We start from the raw sequence: 17,767 nt of genomic DNA on the forward strand, positions 1-17,767 counted from the left end.
CCGCAAGGAACACTGATGAAAATTGAAGCCATTCGAAAGAAGCTTGAAAAAGTGGCTCCAGGGCAACCTATCGGCCCGCTCGAGATCGACCTCTCCGACATCCGCATCGACCCGACCATGCAAGTCAGGGACCGGCTCGACAAGAAGAACATGCACCGCATTCGCGCTGCCTATCGGGCTGGCACCGAGTTGCCGGCCCTGGCGCTCGCATTTGTGGAGGGAGATGCAAGCTTCCCTATAGTGCTCGACGGACACCACCGCTTCACCGTGTTGGAGGCTCTGGCAGCCGAAGCACGGTTAAGGGGTGGTCCGGCAAGCATGACCGTGCAGGCCACGTTCGTTAGCCTCACGGAGGCCGAGGCACGTTTGCAGGCTGCACTAGCGAACTTCACGCACGGGCTTCAACTTAAAGCGAGGGAAAGCCGCAGGGTTTTCGCTGCCTATGTCAAAGCGGGCCGTCACAGGAAGGGGGACGACTTCAAATCATACCGTGACATGGGCAAAGACATGGGGAGGGACCACAAGACCATTATCGCCTGGATGAAGGCGGACTTCCCATCTGAAGCGGCAGGAATGATGGTGCCGGAAAAGGCCACTGCGGGTGGCGATGGGCCGCCACCACCGGTCGTGGTCGTTGCTCACGCGATGGACGCTTGGCTGCTTGAAGGACGGTGCCTTTTTGAACAAGGCGGAAGCTCGGACAGGAGCAGGCTCGCGGCGGGGCTTAGGCGGCTCTTGCGGTCGTTCGAGGTCGATCTAGCCCGAGAAGAGTGGGACGGCACCATTCCAGGTCTTGACCTTGAGGCGTCTAACGAACTCCCCGTGGACGTTGACTTTTGATCCTTGAGGCTGGGGAATTTCCCCATGCACAGTTCCCAGCCTCACCGCTCATTTTTTGGCAAAAATCTTCGAGGCAGCATTCGATTATGCGGCTCGGAGCAACGTCCCCCGTGCCCCGGCCAGCGCCTCCGGTTACGCCATGCTCCGTTGCCTTTATCCAAAGCTTAGATCGCAGGCAGTGACGGCAAATGGGCTAATGCTTCAGGAGGAACACGTATCGTTACGTGTCCTTCCGACCTTTGGCGTGAAGAGGACATGATGATGACGTTCCTCTTACGCTGGATCGAAAACTGATGTAGCGCATGCGGGTGCCGTCCCCATTGCGCCAAAGTGTCAATGGTGCCTGAGGTCAGGAACGATTGCTTAGCTCCAGCATCTTCAAGAACCTCTGCCAGCTTGTCCCGCGATGCAGGAAGGCTCTCTGCGAACCTAACTCGTTCCGCTTCTGAGAGCTTTTCCAAATCACCCGATGCGCTCAGCCGCGCCGCGATTTCGACAAGTGCCGATCGAAGGGGGGCCAACCTCTTCTTGGCTGCTACCGGCCCCGAGCGATCATACATCGAGTACCCTACTACTGTTGCGAATGCAGTGGGCCTCTCCTCTACCCGCTGCCCAACTGAACCGTCTGCCCTGACCACGGGCACTATGGTTCTCTCTGCTACCGTCAGGACACCCATTCGCGCTGCTCGGAAGAATGGAAGGTTCAAATCGTGGTCCAGGGCACGATTGAAATCATCCCGGAATTCATCAAGCGCCTCGCCAATCGGCACTAATGCATCGATTGAGTCGATCACCGCCTGTATTGTGGGAATGTGCGCCTTGATGACTTCCAGCTCGCGCCTCGCCTTCATCTTCTTCCGCAACTCGACCAACGCACTCTCGTGCCCAGTTGCGTTTATCCGTTTGAAGCACAACGGACCGATCAACCGAATGACCTTCTCATCCGGAAACCACGCGACTTTCCCTGAGTTCTTGTACTGAGGATGGAACGGGTTGCAGCACGGGCAAGGCGCCACGCGTTCAACGGTATCAGGGGCAGCCACATTGAACTCGTCACAGTAGACCACAAATGCCCCCTGGGGCGGCTTAGTGTGAGAGTGTCCTCGCCATGTATGCGGACGCTGCGTTTCGCGGATATGCTGCTTAATCTCCGCCAACAGGGCTTCATCAGGCTCGCTGTCGAACAGGGGAATATTGATGAGGTTCTGCTGTGGAATGTCGATTTGACCGTTCAATTGCATCATCCCTTTTGATGCAACTAAAATACCCTTTTCAAACCGTGTTAAGCAAGCTCGCCCAAGGTTATCCACGTTAGGCGGCAATAGCTCACGGCACGAAAACCAACGGTGTCCGGTATGGGTATACCCTTGTCGGACAGCCGCGAGCAGTCCCAAGGTGTCCGATTTGGGTTGACATTCGACATATCGGACACTATTCCGGTTTCATCTTAGACCTTATCGGACAGAAAGTTCCTCATGAAAATCGGTTATGCCCGCGTCTCCTCCACTGGCCAGAACGAAGCCGCTCAGGTGGATATCCTGAGCCGCCACGGCGCAGACGAGCTATTCATCGACAAGGCCAGCGGGACGAGCCGCGAGGGGCGCGACAAGCTTGCTGAGGCCCTCCGCTTCGCTCGGAAAGGTGACACTCTCATGGTCACGCGACTTGACCGCTTGGCCCGTTCGGTGACCGACCTTCACGCCATCACACAGGAGTTGCAGGGGAAAGGCGTCGATCTCGTTGTGACAGAGCAGCACATCGACACCAGCACGCCTACCGGACGCCTCATGTTCACTATGCTCGGCGCGATTGCCGAGTTCGAGACGGACCTGAGGAAGGAAAGGCAACTTGAGGGCATAGCCAAGGCAAAGGAAGAAGGGCGCTATAAGGGCCGTCCGGTAACGGTGGATGCGAATGCGGTCAGGGAAGCTATAGCTGCCGGTAAGAAACCCACTACGATAGCGAAGGAACTCAAGGTCGCGCGCTCGACTGTGTATCGGTTGGCTTTGGTAAGGTAAGATCTCTACCACGGCTTCCCAGCAGTAAATGCCGCGATAAGCGCAACCAATGCGAGGGACGGGGTGTCTGTTTTTTTGGTAGTCGACAGCGGCCGCTTCGATTGCAAAGAACTCCGCAGCAACATAAGAGTGCATAGCGTCGATATGGGATCGTGGGGTGGGTGATGGCGGAGCAGGTATGGAAGGTCGATGATGTCTTTGGTGTGAGCCGAGATGTCCCAGGCAATTATGTTGCTCGTACTGAGGTCGATGGCAAGCTGATAGACAGCCTCACCCGAGATCACCATATCGTCATCTATGGCAGCTCTAAGCAAGGTAAGACCTGCCTGCGGAAACACTGCTTGAACCCTGACGATTTCCTGACAATTTCGTGTCAGAACAAATGGGGACTTCCCGAATTGCATTCGGCAATCCTCAAAGAAGCCGGGTATGTCGTGAGGCTTTCCACTTCCAAGACGGTCTCAGGCACAGCCAAGATTTCAGCACTTGCTAAGGGAAGCGTTGGCTTACCAGTGGTGGCTAAGGGCTCGGTAGAGGCGAAGGGTGAAGGAGAGGCTTCCGTTGAGAACCAGCATGTAACTGGGAGCCTTGAACTCGACCCAAGCGATGCCAACGACATTATCCGCGCTCTGGAAGAAGTCGGCTTAAAGAAGTTCATCGTGCTTGAAGACTTCCACTACCTTCCAGAAGAGACGCAGCGGGATTTCGCGTTTGCCCTTAAAGCTTTTCACGAAAAATCTAAAATATGTTTCGTGATCACCGGGGTATGGCGCGAAGAAAATCGGCTCATAGCCTACAACGGCGACCTTACAGAGCGCGTTTATTCTGTCGACGTGGATACGTGGAATGAGCCAAGTCTTCGCGAAGTCATCGCAGCAGGTGAAGCTTTGCTATGCGTTCAGTTCACCGATGAATTCAAGGACGCCCTTATCGCCAACTGCTTCAACAGCGTCCACCTCATCCAGGAAGCTTGCAGGAGAATGTGCCGCAAAGCGGGCGTGTTTAAGACCAGCGACAAGTTGGTCACTCTGGGGACGGAGGCGGAGGCGACCTCGCTGATCAAGGAGGTCGTCAACGAACAACGAGGCCGTTACGAGGGTTTCCTCATGAACGTTTCCGACGGCTTCCAGCAGACTGATCTGGAGATGCCGAGATGGATAATCTTCGCCATACTGACTTTTTCAATCACCCAACTTGAGGCAGGCATCCGACTGAGGGAGATCTCAAAGCGGATCAAAGCCAATCATCCCAAGGGCGAGAACCTGAATAACGGCAACATCACGCAGGCTTTGGCTTCGATCAAGTCCCTACAGAACAGCAAAGGCGTCAGGCCAATCGTTCTGGATTATGACGGTGCCAATCGAAATCTCCATGTAGTCGACAAAGGCTTTCTTATCTGGTTAGCCACACAAGACATGGCGGAAATCCTGGAGGATTTGTCACTTCCAACGCCTAAGGAAGTTGAAGCATAGAAGTAGGGTGAACCGAGGCCCGCCTCAACTGAAGCGTTGACCTAAGGACACGCGACTGGTACACACCGCCTCCGAACCCGCCAGCGCTTCACCAGCGTTTCCAGCATGTTTCACGCTAGATGCTTGACTTCAAATCTCTCTAGCAGCACCATTTTCCTGTAGTTCGCCACATAAGTTGAGACCGTCGCCACTCAAAGTGAGACTGGTCGCCACATGAGGTGAGACAAAGCTGCTCACAAAGCAGTTGTCGGCACAGGCTCCCTCGCCAATATCGCTCTTCTGCCCTCCCCAACGCCAAACGCTTGCCAGTCCTTGGCGGCCATAGAGCTACCGCAGCTAGGTGTACCGTATTGCCTTATCCCACGTCGATTGGCACACTTGTTATAGTTGCGCTTCGAGGACGGGGAAAATCGTGTCCAATCTTGCAGATAACGCTTTTGATCGCCTCAAGTCGCTGGAAACCGAGATTCGTGCATCTCTCGTCATAGGTGTCAACGAAAGCGATACCCGGCTGAAGGCTATCGACCGCATTCTGTTTGAGGTTCTGGGTTGGTCGCACGAAGCTGTTTTCACAGAACCAACGACAGAATCTGGCTACATCGATTACCTTCTCACCATCGGTGAACGAAGGAACGCCCTGGTGGTCGAGGCGAAGCGAGTTGGTGTACTAGCGCCAGCCACCAAAGCCGAGCGCATTACGGAAGTAAGCCTCAGTGGCCCGGTCGTTAAACCACTCCTTCCCGGCATACGCCAAGCGTTCGGCTACGCGGTTGAAAAAGGGGCACCGGTTGCAGCCGTCACTGACGGAGAGGCTTGGCTGTTCTTCAAAGCGGCACGCACCGATGGAAGGCCTCCACTCGAAGGGAAGGGCATACTCTTCCCAACACTCGCATCAGTTTTTGCCGACTTTGCAATCTTCGCTGAGCTTCTCAGTCCAATCGCGATTGTCGACCGACGTCACCTTGCGCACCTCGATGGAGCGGAAGGTATGAAAGTGGGCGACGCTGAGCAGCACTACTTCGTTTTCCCTCCTGGCGAAGCGAAGATGAAGAGACGTGACCCCCTAGCGAATGATGCCGCACTCCTGTTTTCTCAGTTCTTTTCCAGGCTCTCAGGGGACCAGGATAAAGAAATGCTGAGGGACTGCTTCGTGGAAACTGGCGAGAGCAGGAAGGCTGATCTGGAGCTACAAAAAATCATCCAGAAGGTGCTCAATAATATCGCCCCCATAAGCACCGACAGTGGAGGCGCACTCCAGGTCGAGCTGGAACGGGCTATGACCTCACAACGGTCAGAAACGGTTTTGCTTATCGGCAATAAAGGCTCTGGAAAATCCACCTTCGTGGATCGGTTCTTTGACCAGATACTACCCCTCTCGATCCGAGAGCGTTGCGTCGTAGCACGGGTCGATCTGGGCAACTACCACGGCGACCCCAGCAGAATTGTTTCTTGGGCGATCCTCCAGCTTCGCGACATTCTTGAGGCTGGTGTCTGCAGTAACGACCCACCGACGTATGAGGACCTGCAGGGTATCTTCTTCAGGGAATACCAGCGCTGGAAAACCGGCAGCCGTCGACCTTTGTATGAGCGTGACCGAGAATTGTTCAAGGAACAGTTCGGAGTTCACATGGAAAGTCGCCGGGAAAATCATCCAGACGAATACGTACGCTTGCTTCTTGAATGGGCCTCCAGCGGCCATAAAAGATTGCCGTGCCTGATCTTTGACAACACCGACCAGTTCTCGGTGGAAGTCCAAGACGCAGTGTACCAGCTTGCACATTCACTAGAAAGCGCAGGAGCAGTCTTTAACATTGTCCCAATCACCGACCGCACTATCTGGCGGCTGGCGAAAGCTGGTGCCCTGCAGAGCTATTCCGCGAAGAGCTTTTATCTACCCGTGCCAGAGGCGAAGGAAATCATATCTAGACGTGTGACGTTCTTAAAAGCGAAGCTCCGTGCGGAACCAAATGCTGCCAAGTCCTATTTTTCTCGCAAGGGCTTCCAGATCGAGGTCAACAACCTTCAAATGCTTGCGGAGGCAGTGGAAAAGGTCTTCGTTGAAAATGACTACGTATCTGGACTAATCGGTCGTCTCGGAAACTTTGATATCCGGCGAATGCTCAAGATCGCAGAAAGAATTTTTCTCTCGCCCGAGATAAAAATCGACGAAATCATAAAATCAAAGTTCGGTGGTCCTAGCGTGACCACCGACAAGTTCCGCACGCACAGGGCACTTATCAAGGGGGAATACGATAGGTTTACGGAAGTCGAAAACGACTTCATCACCAACGTATTTGAAACGAACCCACAGAGACCAGGTTCGCCGTTGTTGGCGTTCTACATCCTGTGGGTGCTGAGGCAGCGCCTGAACAGCAATCGGTCGAAAGACGTTGATGCCGCGCATTGGCTTACCGCAGACTTAGCCGATTACTTCGAGCGGTGTGGTGTACCCAATGAGGTTCTCCTAGAAGCGGTGAGACGACTATATGAACGACGCCTAATAGAGGCTCTTGACCCAAACGTTGAGGTCATTGGAATGGCCGACAAGGTATCGATCAAAGAGTCAGGTGTGGCACATATCGAACTAGTTACGACCTCGACCGTCTATGTCGAGCAGATGGGAACGACGACGGGCATCAACGATCTGTCCGTCAGAGATGAGCTTCGCGTGCGGGTACGCGGAGGCGCGTTTCTGGAATTGCGCGATATTTTTCTCCGTTATCTGCTGAAGGTCGATTCAATTCGGATGAATATTCCGTCCACGCCCGCTTATGCGCAGGTGACGGAAGCCCGCCGACAAGTAAAAGCCATATCTTCAACCGAGCGCCCCGCAGGAAAGCGCACACCACGGGCGGGGCCGCCCAAAAAACAACCCCGGCATCCGGGACGCTTCAGATTGGTCTGAGTAAATGAGCTGCCGCTGATGGGGGTAATGCCCATCAAGCATGCGCGAAAGTCGCTGAGACCGTGTGTATCAAAGAAGCTATTTAAGCGCGATTAACCATGTTCAAGCCGCAGGGCTCCACGGTTCGCCTGTTGCCCTTGACTTTAGAACAAATTGCGAACACGTTGTGTGTGATTACAGCAACCTATTCCGATGCGGAGCAAGACGTGACCCACATATCGCAGATAGAGCTATCAGAACGGGACGGCCGTTCACCTCTGTTTCGCTGAGTCACGTTTCCTGGCCAGCGCGATGTGCTGAGCCCGTCCCACCAGTTCATTCCTTCGATGTCCAGGTGGTAGAAATGTCCGAGATTGTCCCTCCATCCGTTTTTCTCCTGAAATGCCGCGCATTTTCGCAGGCGGTCGTCATGGGCATGGTCCGTGACCGGCTCCAGGCAAATTCCCACATAGGTTTCTGAGCAACCCTCGCACTTCAGAAACCGTCTTTAACGCGCGTTCCCAAGCGGAGCGTGTGACCAGGGAAGTTTGTCTAATGGAAGCATTTTGGGAAGAAATTGACGATCTCTGCTCGCAATTCAACATCGAGGATTTGCACAAGATCGGCGTACCGCGAGAGATCGTTCACCGTCTCCGTCAGGGCTTTGAAGAGCCGCATGCTGAGCCTGTCGTGGCCCACCGCCGCAAAGTACGGGAGCAACGGGTATGAGCAGCGGAAGAACAGCCCGCCATAGCCTCTCCGGCATCTTCAGCTCGGACGCGAAGCCTGTGTGGACGCCACCGACCACCGTGATGCACAAGACCCTGCCTGGCTGGTTTCCAACCACCAAATGTCCGACAGGGTTGATCCGGTACCGGCTGCCTCTCATGGCTGCCGGGCTGATGCACATCGACACCGACCCGCAGGTGACTGCTATCGCGCCGTATCCTGTAAAGGTCGGCTACGGTCGGCCCAACGAGAAAGGTGACTTGAAGAAGTACGAGCACATTCCCGATTTGGCCGTCCGAATGAAGGACGGAAGCGTCGTCTTCATTGACTTTGTCCCCTACCGCATCAGCGCGAAGAGCCGTTGGTACCGGATGCGGGAGCATGACCTGCGCGAGTACTTCAGCGATCTCTACGATTGCCATTATTCCGTTCTGGATGAGCGCAGCATCCACGCTCAGCCGTTATTCGATAACATCAAGACGATCTGGTCGCACAAGGCAGTCCCGAATACCGACCTGCCGATCCGCGCCATCAGAGATCAATTGCACAACCTTCGTATGCCGGAGAGATTGGGCACCCTGCTTGAGAGGCTCGAACCTTCGCTCAGCGACGGTGCTGGGCAGCCTACAGGTGACCCGTCTCAGCCACGCAGTGTTGCGTTTGCAAGCTTGATGCATCTGGTCATCACCGGCGACCTGGAGATCGAACTCGATAGACCGATCTCGGCAACGAGTATCGTCAGCCGCTACGGGAGCTTGCACAAATGAGTGTAGTCCCTGATCGCTTTCAGTTTTTGAACCCCGTTCACAAGCTTCTGAACCCTTCACTGCTGTGCGTTCCAGCTCACGACTCCTCGGTCGGCGAGACGCAACAGTTCAAGCTGAACGTCAACGACCGCTATTACCTGTACACCCCTGACCATGAGAGCTTTGGGCATTTCATTGTAAAGCAGTGGCTTCATAAGACGGCCGACACGCCAGCGATGGTCGTCTTCGAAGACGTGCAATTCGGCGCGCAAGTGTATCTGACGCATTTTCAGATCGCTCACCTCAATGCCAACTCGCAGATCAGGCCGGTTTACGTTTCGGAAAAGGAGGAGCGCGCGCGCACGCCGGGCAGTGCATTAATGCTTAAACAGCCAGAGCTGGATGTGGCGGCACGCAAAGCGGCGTACGTGAACGCAATTCTGGAAGCGTGCGTCGAACAGGGACTAGCCGCGTGTTCGCGAAAAATCATTGACCAGATCAGGCTCAAAATCGCTGCCGAAAGAAATGAAACTGCTCCCTCAACGGCCAGCTGCTACCGTTGGCTTCAGCAAGACAGAGATGGACGCCACTTCGACCGGATGTTGGCTCTCGCTCCCAAGCTGCGAACGGGCAACCGTCGACAGGTCTTTGCCAAGCGTGTGGAAGCAATGGTGGCGCTGGCAGTCCAGGACGCCTGGTCCGATCCGGAAGGAACGTGGCATTCGGTCAAAGCCAGAATTGCTTTTCTGTGCAGCCCCGACGGCGAATACGCCGATCTTCAGGGGATGTTCGAAAACGGCGAATTCAAAATGTCGGACCGGACGTTGCAACGGCGATTGCAAGACACGGACCACTTCACGCGGGACCTGCTGCGATACGGACCGGAGTTTGCCGAACGAAAACACGCCTCAAGAATTCGCGTAGAACGGCCGACAAGACCGCTGGACGTTGTCGATATCGACCACACGACTCTCAACATCGTAGTCATCGACGACGAAATGCCAATCGCATTCGGTAGACCTGACCTGCTGACATTCAGAGATCGTCACAGCGGCATCTTGCTGGGCTTCGAATTGAGCTTCGGCCCACCGAGCTTCGATGTCTTCTTGAGTGGCCTCCGAAACGCCATGTTCCCCAAACGCCCGGAAGACCTTCCGGAAGGGATGGCCTTTCCATGGCATGGACGGGCGACCTGCCTTGGTCTCGATAACGCGAAGCACTTCATCGAGAAGGACATCCGCAATGCGGCCGTCCAGCTTGGCTTTCAGATTGTCGAGTACCGTCCGGGTCATCCGCATGAGAAAGGTGCGGAAGAACATCTGTTTCATCTCACGGACTGCAACCTCGTCCACCGATTGCCGGGTTCAACAACGGGATCAATTGATGAGCGGCAGCTTTTTGACGAGGTCAAAAAGAAGGGCATCCCAGTGCTGACGCTGCAGGAAGTCCGGGGTTTCTTATACCGATACTACGGCGAGGTATACAATCGCCAACCTCATGCCGGGCTCGGACACATCGCTAGAGCCAAAGGCATCCCGGCAGAGCTTTGGGAAAAGGGGATTCCCCTCTCAGAACCAGCGCGACCCGTTGATGAGCAAATCTTCATCCGCCTTGCTGGCAATACCAAGGAACTGACGATCCAGAGCTATGGAGTTCAGTGGGAACACATCATCTACCAAAGCCATGCGCTGAACGCCCTCAAACTCCATCCCAAACACAAGAAGGGCAAGCGATACCGGTTCGTCCGCGATCCGAAAAACCTGGAGAAGGTGTGGGTTCATGATCCCTATCAAAATCGCGTCTTTGCAGTACCTGCGACGCCTTCGGACCAGAAGTATGCCTCGGGGCTCAGCCGGTTCCAGCACAAAAAGGTGATGGAATACCACCTGAAGCATCACAAGAAGATCGAGAGCGCAGCCGAACTGCTGGAATCGAAAAATGCCCTTCAGAACGAGTTGATGGACTTCCACGCACTGCGTGTGAAGCACAACATCGCGCAGAAGTTGGCGCGGTTCATCAGCAGTAACCGCAAACGGCTGGAATTCACGAAAACGATTGATATCGAGCCGACACCCGTCGGAGGCGGCCGCATTGATCTGGTCAAACCAAAGCGCGTCAAGGCAACGGAGCCTCGCTCGAAGCGAGCCGGAGCAAAAGCCCCGCCATTAATCGCGGCAGCGCCGGATGTCACGGAGCCGAGCGTCAACACCAAAGACACGAGCCGAGCGGCAGACGAAATCGCTGATATCCGGGCACGAAATACTGATTGGGACGATTGATATGAACCAGACGTTTAACACCGAACCTTTCCGCACGGACGAAGACCGCCGTCGGGTATCGAGAATGTCACCCCGCGAACGCCAGCATTTGGTGAAGACTGCCATGTATCCTTATCCCGGTTTCAAGGCGGTGCAGGAATTCATTGCCAGGTTCCACCACCCGGTCGTAGGGGGTGCTGCCGATACCGGGAGCATCGGCGGCATTCTCGGGCAATCACGCACAGGCAAGTCCGTCATTTGCCGCTACTACGCAGACCGCATCCCGCCGCGAGTGGAAGAAGACGGAGAAGTTTATCCAGTCGTCTACATCCCGGCCGCGTCTGAGATGACGCCCGGGACGATGGCGGAGCGAATCTTCTTCGAAACTGGCGCGCGGTCCGTCCCCACGATCAAGATTTCCGCCCTGATTCAGAATGCACTGGTCAGGCTTAAGTTGGCTGGGACCGAACTCGTAATCATCGACGACGCGCAGTTCTTGTTTTTTGACCGACACAAGAGGCATGTGGCGGAGTTTCAGAGCTTCATCAAGCAGCTTGCCGATCTCAATTCCCTGAACGTGCTGCTTGTCGGTGAGGAGAGGCTGCGCGATTTCGTCCGCAACATCGACTATCTGGTCGGCAGGGGTGGGTTCCCGTCTGAGAGCGTGGTTCCGATGACCTCGGACGAGCAGGGTATGGAACATTTTCGCCTGCTTCTGGACGGTATTGATCGCCGGATGCCATTCACAGCGTCGTCGCGTCTCGGGCGGGCAGACTGGATGTTTGACTTCTATCGCTACAGCGACGGGATCATTGGACGCGTGATGAACCTGGTTCGACGCGCGGCTTATCGCGCGATCAGCGACGGTTCTGGGTGCATCATGCGCCAACACCTACACGAAGAAGCATGGGCTGAGTTGCCTGCGGGCGCGACGAACGATTTCTTCCTGACGGAGTGATGTCAGATGAGAATCGACAACATTGCAGCTCGCCCGTTTTCCAATTGGCGGATCAAGCCAGCAGCAGGGGAACCTTCCTATGGCTATTTCGCCAGACTGGTTGAGAACGAAGGTCACGGCAGCACTCGAATTTATGCCAACGAAATTGGTCTGAATGGGACTAGCCTTAACCCAAGTCAAATCCTTGAGGCACTGTTGCACTTGGGGCTAGATGAGCGCTCCAAAAGCAACCTTGCCCGGGTCACGCCAATCCAAGATGAAAATGGCTATCGCCTCGGCTCTGATAGGCTGAGACTTAGGCAAATCAGCTACGTCAGCAGACGTTTCTGCCCTGCTTGCCTGGCCGAAGAGGCAGCGCATCGCATCTGGTGGGACGTCCTCAGCTTCGAAGTCTGCCCTCATCATCTGACCCAACTGAGAGACAAAAGCGATGGGGGCGACAAGCTTCAATGGAGCAAGGCCGGAGTTACGCTATCAGCGAGTGGCGAAGACCTCACCCGTACAAAAGCCGATGCCGCACAGCGAGAAGCGGGATTCGAGGCCTTCATTATTCATCGACTGCGTGATGACCAAGGGCCGGAACCCGAATTGGCGCAGGGTGCAATGCTGGCGGACTTCATCGACTGTGTACTGTTCCTTGCCAAAGTCTTCCAGCGCGCAGGTGAAAGCGCGGACGCCAGTAAGCATCGGGCATACAGGGCGCTTTCCGCCGGTAAACATCATCTTCTTTTGAGCCTGCAGACGTGGCTTACCGATACCTACACTTTGGAGCAGCGCAAACGCGGCTTTACCTACGCGTTCGGTCACTTGGGCGATACGGCTCCAAGTGAAAGGTCAGCCGCGCTTTGGGCATGCATTGCGGTCATGAGAAATGCACTGGCCTCGGTTGGGCGAGTGTCGCGCATTCTGAGACAGGAAGTGTTTGACCAAAGACGAGAAATCACTCTCGCAGAAGCGTGTGCAGAACTCGGACTGAAGGAATACGGGGTCAAGAATCTGATCAAGCACTTCGATTTGGGGCTTGATCGATACAACTACTATTTTGATGCTTCGCTGATGAAACGCATGAAGGACACCCTGGATGAGCTGTTGCCGCTGTCGCAGACGCCTGATCTCACAGGGCTCAAACCTCACGAGTTCTCACGTTTACAGAAAGCTGGCTACATCCGTCCAATCATGGGCGTCTCTCAATCGGCACCTGTCGGACGCCGCTATGTTGCATCTGAAGTAAATGCCCTCGTCGCACGTACCACCGCTGGAATTACCGAACTAGCGGCTCGCGAGCACGTTCACCTTCGGCTGCATGCACGACGACTGAATTGCGAGCCTGCCGATATTGTCATTGCCGTATTGGAGGGACGACTTACTCCAACATCAATCGATCCAGTCAGGACCGGTTTCGCGAGCCTGTGTTTTGCCATTCAGGACGCCCCGACGGGCTATGCAGTGTCACTGCAGCGCAGGGTCGATGATATGACATTCAGCGAAGTAGCCGCTTTCACCGGTCTTGCGATTCAAACCGTCGCGATCCTGGTCACGCTCGGTGTACTGGTAGCCATCCCCATTTCAACGACGGTGACACTGGTACGCCGATCATCGGTCGAAAACTTCCATGCTGAGTATGCCAGCGCGCAAGTTTACCGGAGGTTCCTTGGATGCAGTCCCAGCAATGTACGGGTGGCTTTGAAAGAACATGGCATTCCGGTGTTCTTCGATCCGGCGAAAGGTGCGAAGTATGGCACGATTGTCAGACGGACTGATGCGCGAGCTGCACTCGGGCTGCAGACCTGCCCTGATGCCGGTTCCGCAACCGAAATGCCAATCTGGGCTGACTTCAAAACTGCTATCCGGTCGGCCAGATTTTCGATGAATGTCCAGAGTGCGTTTATCAATGGTGAGGCGAGGATCGCCAGCCCAACCAACAAGATTTCGCTCAAGGCGTTCGAAGCCGATTGTGGTTTTCGACTGGTACTTAGACTTAGCCCAGCTCAGTCGCGTCGCCGTTACAATCAGGTGATCCAACATGTCGAAGCAATCAAACAGGAAATGCCGTGGCTACTTTGGCAAGATGGATCGTATGGAGAAGTAACAATCAGCTGCGACATCAACGAGGTCCATCACATCGAAAGGGGGCGGCTGTTTCTGGCCCGACTGCACGAACTGTGCGTGAAATCCGACGGTTGAGCCAAGCAGTGACCGAGTTTGCAGACACGAGGAGACCGACATAGGACAGCCGTCTATGCGGCCCTGCGTAGCTCGGAAATCTTCTGGAACTCACTGAGGATGTCGGGGTAGTACTGGGCCAGGAACCGGACAATTCGCGCATTCCCTAGTAGCCGTGAAACGTACCCGACGGACAGAACAAGATCGAGGTGGTCAGCTCCATAGTCGTTCTCAATTGCTTTGAACTCCCGGTCCAGCGAGGCCGCTTGTTGCTCAATACGGCTGATTTGCTCTTCGCTCAGATCGCCGACTTTCCTTTTGGGGCGTATGAGCATCGAATCCGGTGTGGCTGCGACCAGCGACTGAGCATAGGTCACCGTGTACTTGTTCATGGCGATCATCAGCTCGGCGGCTTCGATCTGCCGCATTGGCTTCATGCGCTTCAGTTGGCCGATGGCATTCAGCGGAACATGCTTTTCCTTTAGCAGCTCGACGACTTCAGGGCAGATGCCTTCAAGCAGGCTCTTCTTATGCCGTATGCTCGATATGTTGACATTGAGTGCGCGTGCCAGACGCTCTTCCGGAACCCCCTTCTCAATCGCCTTCAGGATCATTTTGTGCTCCTGAATCGTTGCCAGTCGGCTGATGCGACGATTGTAGGTGTACGCCTCGTCGTCAGTTGCCACGAGGCAGACGACTTCGGTTTCACCGCGCTTTGCGAGAACATCCAGACGGATGTGACCGTCGAGAAGATGGAACTTTTCCGGCTCCTGCTGATCCCTGATGACAACGGGCGGCTCGATGATGCCCACCTCGGCAATGGATGCTGCAATCTGCGCGTATTTGACCGACTTGAGCACGGACAAAGTCAGCTGCTTAAGGGGGATGATTTCGGAAATTGGCACCCGCAGGCTGGTGCTCTCGAAAGATAATCTGACCGGCGCTGCTTTCATACTGCTCGCCCCTCATTGGAACCGATGCGCGAGGCAAGCCCTTCAGGCAGCGACCGCAGCCCCTCCTCGGACAGAAGAGCGGGGAAGCGACTATCCCGCAATAGTTTGCCAATCGCCTGCGTTACAAAGGTCAGGCGCGCTTTGGTCGCCTCAGCCCGGCGGATCAATATCTTCTTTCGGTCAACATCATCCTGGAAAGCCTGCAAAAGTCGATCTGATGACATCGGCCGCCGATTGGCTTTGACGCCGGGTTTATTCTTCAAGCTCTTTCCTTGTTGCCTTCGCTGTTCAACGATCCGTTTCGCCGCCATCAGTTTCTTGCCCCGAAGCAGCTTCCGCTCGTAGGCCGATTGCAGGGCCGCTTGTATGTCGTGATCTTCGGCTTCGGCGATTTCCAGTGCGACACTGAATGGGATTTGCCCAACCTCGACCGCTCTAAGCAGCCGCTCCTCGCCGTTTTCTAGCAACCTAACGACAGCATAAACGTACTCGGCGGACAGGTCTGTCATTCGGGCGATGTCGGCCACGCTGTGACCCCGCTTCTTCATCTCTCCGATATCTTGAAGAAGGTCGACAGCCCTATGCTGTCGACGCGCACAGTTCTCGACCAAACTTGCGACGAGACAATCTTCGGCGTTCGCGCTGACCACAAGTGCTGGAACCTCAGTCTGACCAAGCGCCTGGAACGCCTCCAGCCGTCCCTGACCACACACAAGATCATAGTAGGGCCCACTCGACTCCATACGCCGTGTGACGGTTATCGGACGCTTGAGACCGATTTGCCCGATATTCGAAATGATTTCCTTGAAATGCTTTTTGTTACGCAGACGCGGGTTCACCACGACTATGCGGTCGATTGGGATCATCTCCACCTTCTGAGCAGGAACAGCGACCATCACGCCACCTCCGACAACGACCTCCGGCAGGTCAGGTTGAAAAATCGGGTCAGGGTTTCGACACGGTAGGCGTCGAATGAGAGTTCGTTAAATTCGCACAGCCGCAGCACAGCCTCGTGCATATCGAGGAGCGGGAGCAGGTAGAAATCCTTCGGCTCGATATTTCCGGCCGCCATTCTCACCACGATGGTCAGGTCAGGCTTCAAGTCGCTATCGAGGCGAACTTTCCATCTCATTGAGCCTGACGGTGTCTGGATGCACCGGACAATGACGACTGATACCGTGAACTCGTCATTGATGGTCAGGAGATCATTATCGCTCGACTGCCTGATGTCGCCCCCTGCTTGCCGGACGCCTTCAATAATCTGCGTGGTGAACTGCGGGTGCATGCGGCGCAAAGCGCGATTGATTTCGAGATAGCGGTAGTCGCGATCAGGCACGAAACCGACCAGTGCGTAGGCTCGCAGCAGACTGCCAAATCGATGAGAGTACGAGCTGCTGGACGGGCACTCCTCGGCCTCGTCGATAATGAGCCCCGAGAGGTGGCCCTGGTCAGCGAGTATCTGAGACAGCTTGGACAACATTTCGTCGTCAGATATACGGCCATCGCGGGCCAGGATTATTGCCCGAGCGCGATTGAAAAGTTCGGCTGGCACGATGCCGGTGAACGCACCATCGGCACGTATCCACTCAGCTTCTGCGTTGCGGATATGCGATTGCTTCAGCTTGAACGATGTTCGGCCCCAGACATTATTGCCAATGTACTTCTCGTTGATCAGCACCTGGTGAACGGTGCCACGTGTCCATGGCCTTCCATGGTCGGTTACAACACCTTCCCGGTTAAGCCTGGAGGCAATCTCAGATTCGAGCAGCCCATCCCGAATGAAGAGATCGTATATTTTTCTGACAATCCGAATTTCGTGCTCAGGCCCGGGAACAAGGATTACCCGGTCAGTCGCGATGCTTTTATGCTCGCCACGGACCAGTTCTCCTTTGGGATTGTTGTTCTGGTCAACCAGCAGCCGCCGAAGGCCGAAACCAGGCGGTCCCCCTTGCCGGTACCCACGCCGGATTAGGTTGGCTTGGCCATTGAACACCTTGACCGAAAGCTCGCGGCTGTACTCGCCAGCCATGGCTCGTTTAACAGTCTTGATGATTGAAGACCCCATACTGCCGTCGTTGGCGAACTGCTCGGCGCAGTAATGAACTTTGATGCCTTGGCGTTTGCAGCGGAGTTCAACTTCAGCAGCCTCGTCAGGGTCTTGGAAACGCCCCCAACGACTGACATCATAAACCAGAATGGCGTCGAATTCGGCTCGACCTTCGCTGACGTCAGAAAGCAATTGTTGCAGCGCATCTCTGCCGACCAATCGGAGCCCGCTTTTTCCTTCGTCGGCATAGTCGCGGACGATCTTAAAGCCGTGCCGAGCGGCATATTGCTTGATGGCCGCGATCTGGTTGTCTGTAGAATACTTCTGATGCTCAGTGGACATCCGCACATAGGTGGCGGCAGGGATCGTAGGTCGACTGGTCGGTACCGTTTCGCCAGCTCTTTGACTCCAATCGATCACCATTCGACCAACTCAACCGTTCGCATCGGGTCTCACCGGTGACGAACATACATCGAAAGGCAGTGCAACATGGTTCCGATATCGGGCACCCACGTTCCGGTGCCGTCAAACAATATGCGGCAGCTGTATGCTGCCTCGATCTCGAAAGCGCTGAATGCTGAGCTAGGCCAAAGCGCGCGCGCCACGAAAACGATCATGAGGTGGACCGGCGCTAGCGAGAGGGCAGCAAAGTACTGGTTATCAGGCTCGAAAGCCCCCAGCGGGTGGCAGCTAATTCTG

At 55.2% G+C, this 17,767-nt stretch carries 13 protein-coding genes; 9 read left to right on the forward strand and 4 right to left on the reverse strand.

What is annotated here, in order from left to right; genetic code table 11:
- Window positions 1-15 precede the first annotated feature (15 nt).
- Complete coding sequence (locus tag DFO46_RS15215; protein ID WP_120277849.1) at window positions 16-840, forward strand: hypothetical protein; 825 nt, start codon at window positions 16-18, stop codon at window positions 838-840.
- 164 nt (window positions 841-1,004) lie between these two features.
- Here the strand turns inward: DFO46_RS15215 and DFO46_RS15220 are convergent, their stop codons facing one another.
- Entirely contained in the window at window positions 1,005-2,075 is a 1,071-nt protein-coding gene (locus DFO46_RS15220) for a hypothetical protein (protein ID WP_147412775.1), read from the reverse strand.
- A gap of 240 nt (window positions 2,076-2,315) precedes the next feature.
- Here DFO46_RS15220 and DFO46_RS15225 point away from each other — a divergent pair, with 240 nt between their 5' ends.
- The 8 genes from DFO46_RS15225 to DFO46_RS15255 all read left to right on the forward strand — a co-directional run bounded on the left by DFO46_RS15225 (window position 2,316) and on the right by DFO46_RS15255 (window position 14,089).
- The gene (locus tag DFO46_RS15225; RefSeq protein ID WP_120277851.1) at window positions 2,316-2,858 is read left to right on the forward strand and encodes a recombinase family protein; all 543 of its coding nucleotides are present in this window, start codon (window positions 2,316-2,318) and stop codon (window positions 2,856-2,858) included.
- Between the two features lie 164 nt (window positions 2,859-3,022).
- On the forward strand, window positions 3,023-4,330 hold the full coding sequence (locus tag DFO46_RS15230) for a hypothetical protein (protein ID WP_120277852.1): 1,308 nt from the start codon (window positions 3,023-3,025) through the stop codon (window positions 4,328-4,330).
- A gap of 412 nt (window positions 4,331-4,742) precedes the next feature.
- Window positions 4,743-7,235 carry an ATP-binding protein gene (locus tag DFO46_RS15235; RefSeq protein WP_120277853.1) on the forward strand — a complete coding sequence of 831 codons (2,493 nt, stop codon included), beginning with the start codon at window positions 4,743-4,745 and terminating at the stop codon, window positions 7,233-7,235.
- 534 nt (window positions 7,236-7,769) lie between these two features.
- Window positions 7,770-7,943: a hypothetical protein gene (locus tag DFO46_RS23925; protein WP_183041907.1), complete on the forward strand. Its 174-nt coding sequence runs from the start codon at window positions 7,770-7,772 to the stop codon at window positions 7,941-7,943.
- Window positions 7,940-8,710: a hypothetical protein gene (locus DFO46_RS15240; RefSeq protein WP_120277854.1), complete on the forward strand. Its 771-nt coding sequence runs from the start codon at window positions 7,940-7,942 to the stop codon at window positions 8,708-8,710. Before DFO46_RS23925 ends, DFO46_RS15240 begins: the two co-directional genes overlap by 4 nt.
- A complete protein-coding gene (locus tag DFO46_RS15245; protein ID WP_120277855.1) occupies window positions 8,707-10,968 on the forward strand; it encodes a hypothetical protein in 2,262 nt (753 codons plus the stop codon). The genes DFO46_RS15240 and DFO46_RS15245 overlap by 4 nt, the downstream gene beginning before the upstream one ends.
- Window position 10,969: 1 nt before the next feature.
- Window positions 10,970-11,905 (forward strand): AAA family ATPase, encoded by a 936-nt coding sequence (locus tag DFO46_RS15250; protein WP_183041908.1) that lies wholly within the window; start codon window positions 10,970-10,972, stop codon window positions 11,903-11,905.
- Between the two features lie 6 nt (window positions 11,906-11,911).
- Window positions 11,912-14,089 carry a TniQ family protein gene (locus DFO46_RS15255; protein WP_120277857.1) on the forward strand — a complete coding sequence of 726 codons (2,178 nt, stop codon included), beginning with the start codon at window positions 11,912-11,914 and terminating at the stop codon, window positions 14,087-14,089.
- Window positions 14,090-14,142: 53 nt separating this feature from the next.
- Here DFO46_RS15255 and DFO46_RS15260 read toward each other — a convergent pair whose 3' ends face one another.
- The 3 genes from DFO46_RS15260 to DFO46_RS15270 are packed head-to-tail and all read right to left on the reverse strand — an operon-like array spanning window position 14,143 to window position 17,491.
- A complete protein-coding gene (locus tag DFO46_RS15260) occupies window positions 14,143-15,021 on the reverse strand; it encodes a plasmid partitioning protein RepB C-terminal domain-containing protein (RefSeq protein WP_120277858.1) in 879 nt (292 codons plus the stop codon).
- Window positions 15,018-15,917 carry a plasmid partitioning protein RepB C-terminal domain-containing protein gene (locus DFO46_RS15265; RefSeq protein WP_120277859.1) on the reverse strand — a complete coding sequence of 300 codons (900 nt, stop codon included), beginning with the start codon at window positions 15,915-15,917 and terminating at the stop codon, window positions 15,018-15,020. The genes DFO46_RS15260 and DFO46_RS15265 overlap by 4 nt, the downstream gene beginning before the upstream one ends.
- Window positions 15,917-17,491, reverse strand: coding sequence for a recombinase family protein (locus tag DFO46_RS15270; RefSeq protein ID WP_120277860.1), 1,575 nt, complete (start codon window positions 17,489-17,491; stop codon window positions 15,917-15,919). Before DFO46_RS15270 ends, DFO46_RS15265 begins: the two co-directional genes overlap by 1 nt.
- Window positions 17,492-17,767: the final 276 nt, after the last annotated feature.

Origin of the sequence: Rhizobium sp. AG855 (assembly GCF_003610655.1) — a bacterium.
In the GTDB taxonomy this organism is placed as follows: Bacteria; Pseudomonadota; Alphaproteobacteria; order Rhizobiales; family Rhizobiaceae; genus Allorhizobium; species Allorhizobium wuzhouense.

What these genes read in the sequence shown, in the direction of transcription:
- DFO46_RS15260 (WP_120277858.1), bottom strand. Translation starts at nt 15,021, where the DNA reads ATGAAAGCAGCGCCGGTCAGATTATCTTTCGAGAGCACCAGCCTGCGG.
- DFO46_RS15240 (WP_120277854.1), top strand. Translation starts at nt 7,940, where the DNA reads ATGAGCAGCGGAAGAACAGCCCGCCATAGCCTCTCCGGCATCTTCAGC.
- DFO46_RS15270 (WP_120277860.1), bottom strand. Translation starts at nt 17,491, where the DNA reads ATGGTGATCGATTGGAGTCAAAGAGCTGGCGAAACGGTACCGACCAGT.
- DFO46_RS15215 (WP_120277849.1), top strand. Translation starts at nt 16, where the DNA reads ATGAAAATTGAAGCCATTCGAAAGAAGCTTGAAAAAGTGGCTCCAGGG.
- DFO46_RS15250 (WP_183041908.1), top strand. Translation starts at nt 10,970, where the DNA reads ATGAACCAGACGTTTAACACCGAACCTTTCCGCACGGACGAAGACCGC.
- DFO46_RS15245 (WP_120277855.1), top strand. Translation starts at nt 8,707, where the DNA reads ATGAGTGTAGTCCCTGATCGCTTTCAGTTTTTGAACCCCGTTCACAAG.
- DFO46_RS15255 (WP_120277857.1), top strand. Translation starts at nt 11,912, where the DNA reads ATGAGAATCGACAACATTGCAGCTCGCCCGTTTTCCAATTGGCGGATC.
- DFO46_RS15230 (WP_120277852.1), top strand. Translation starts at nt 3,023, where the DNA reads ATGGCGGAGCAGGTATGGAAGGTCGATGATGTCTTTGGTGTGAGCCGA.
- DFO46_RS15265 (WP_120277859.1), bottom strand. Translation starts at nt 15,917, where the DNA reads ATGGTCGCTGTTCCTGCTCAGAAGGTGGAGATGATCCCAATCGACCGC.
- DFO46_RS23925 (WP_183041907.1), top strand. Translation starts at nt 7,770, where the DNA reads ATGGAAGCATTTTGGGAAGAAATTGACGATCTCTGCTCGCAATTCAAC.
- DFO46_RS15225 (WP_120277851.1), top strand. Translation starts at nt 2,316, where the DNA reads ATGAAAATCGGTTATGCCCGCGTCTCCTCCACTGGCCAGAACGAAGCC.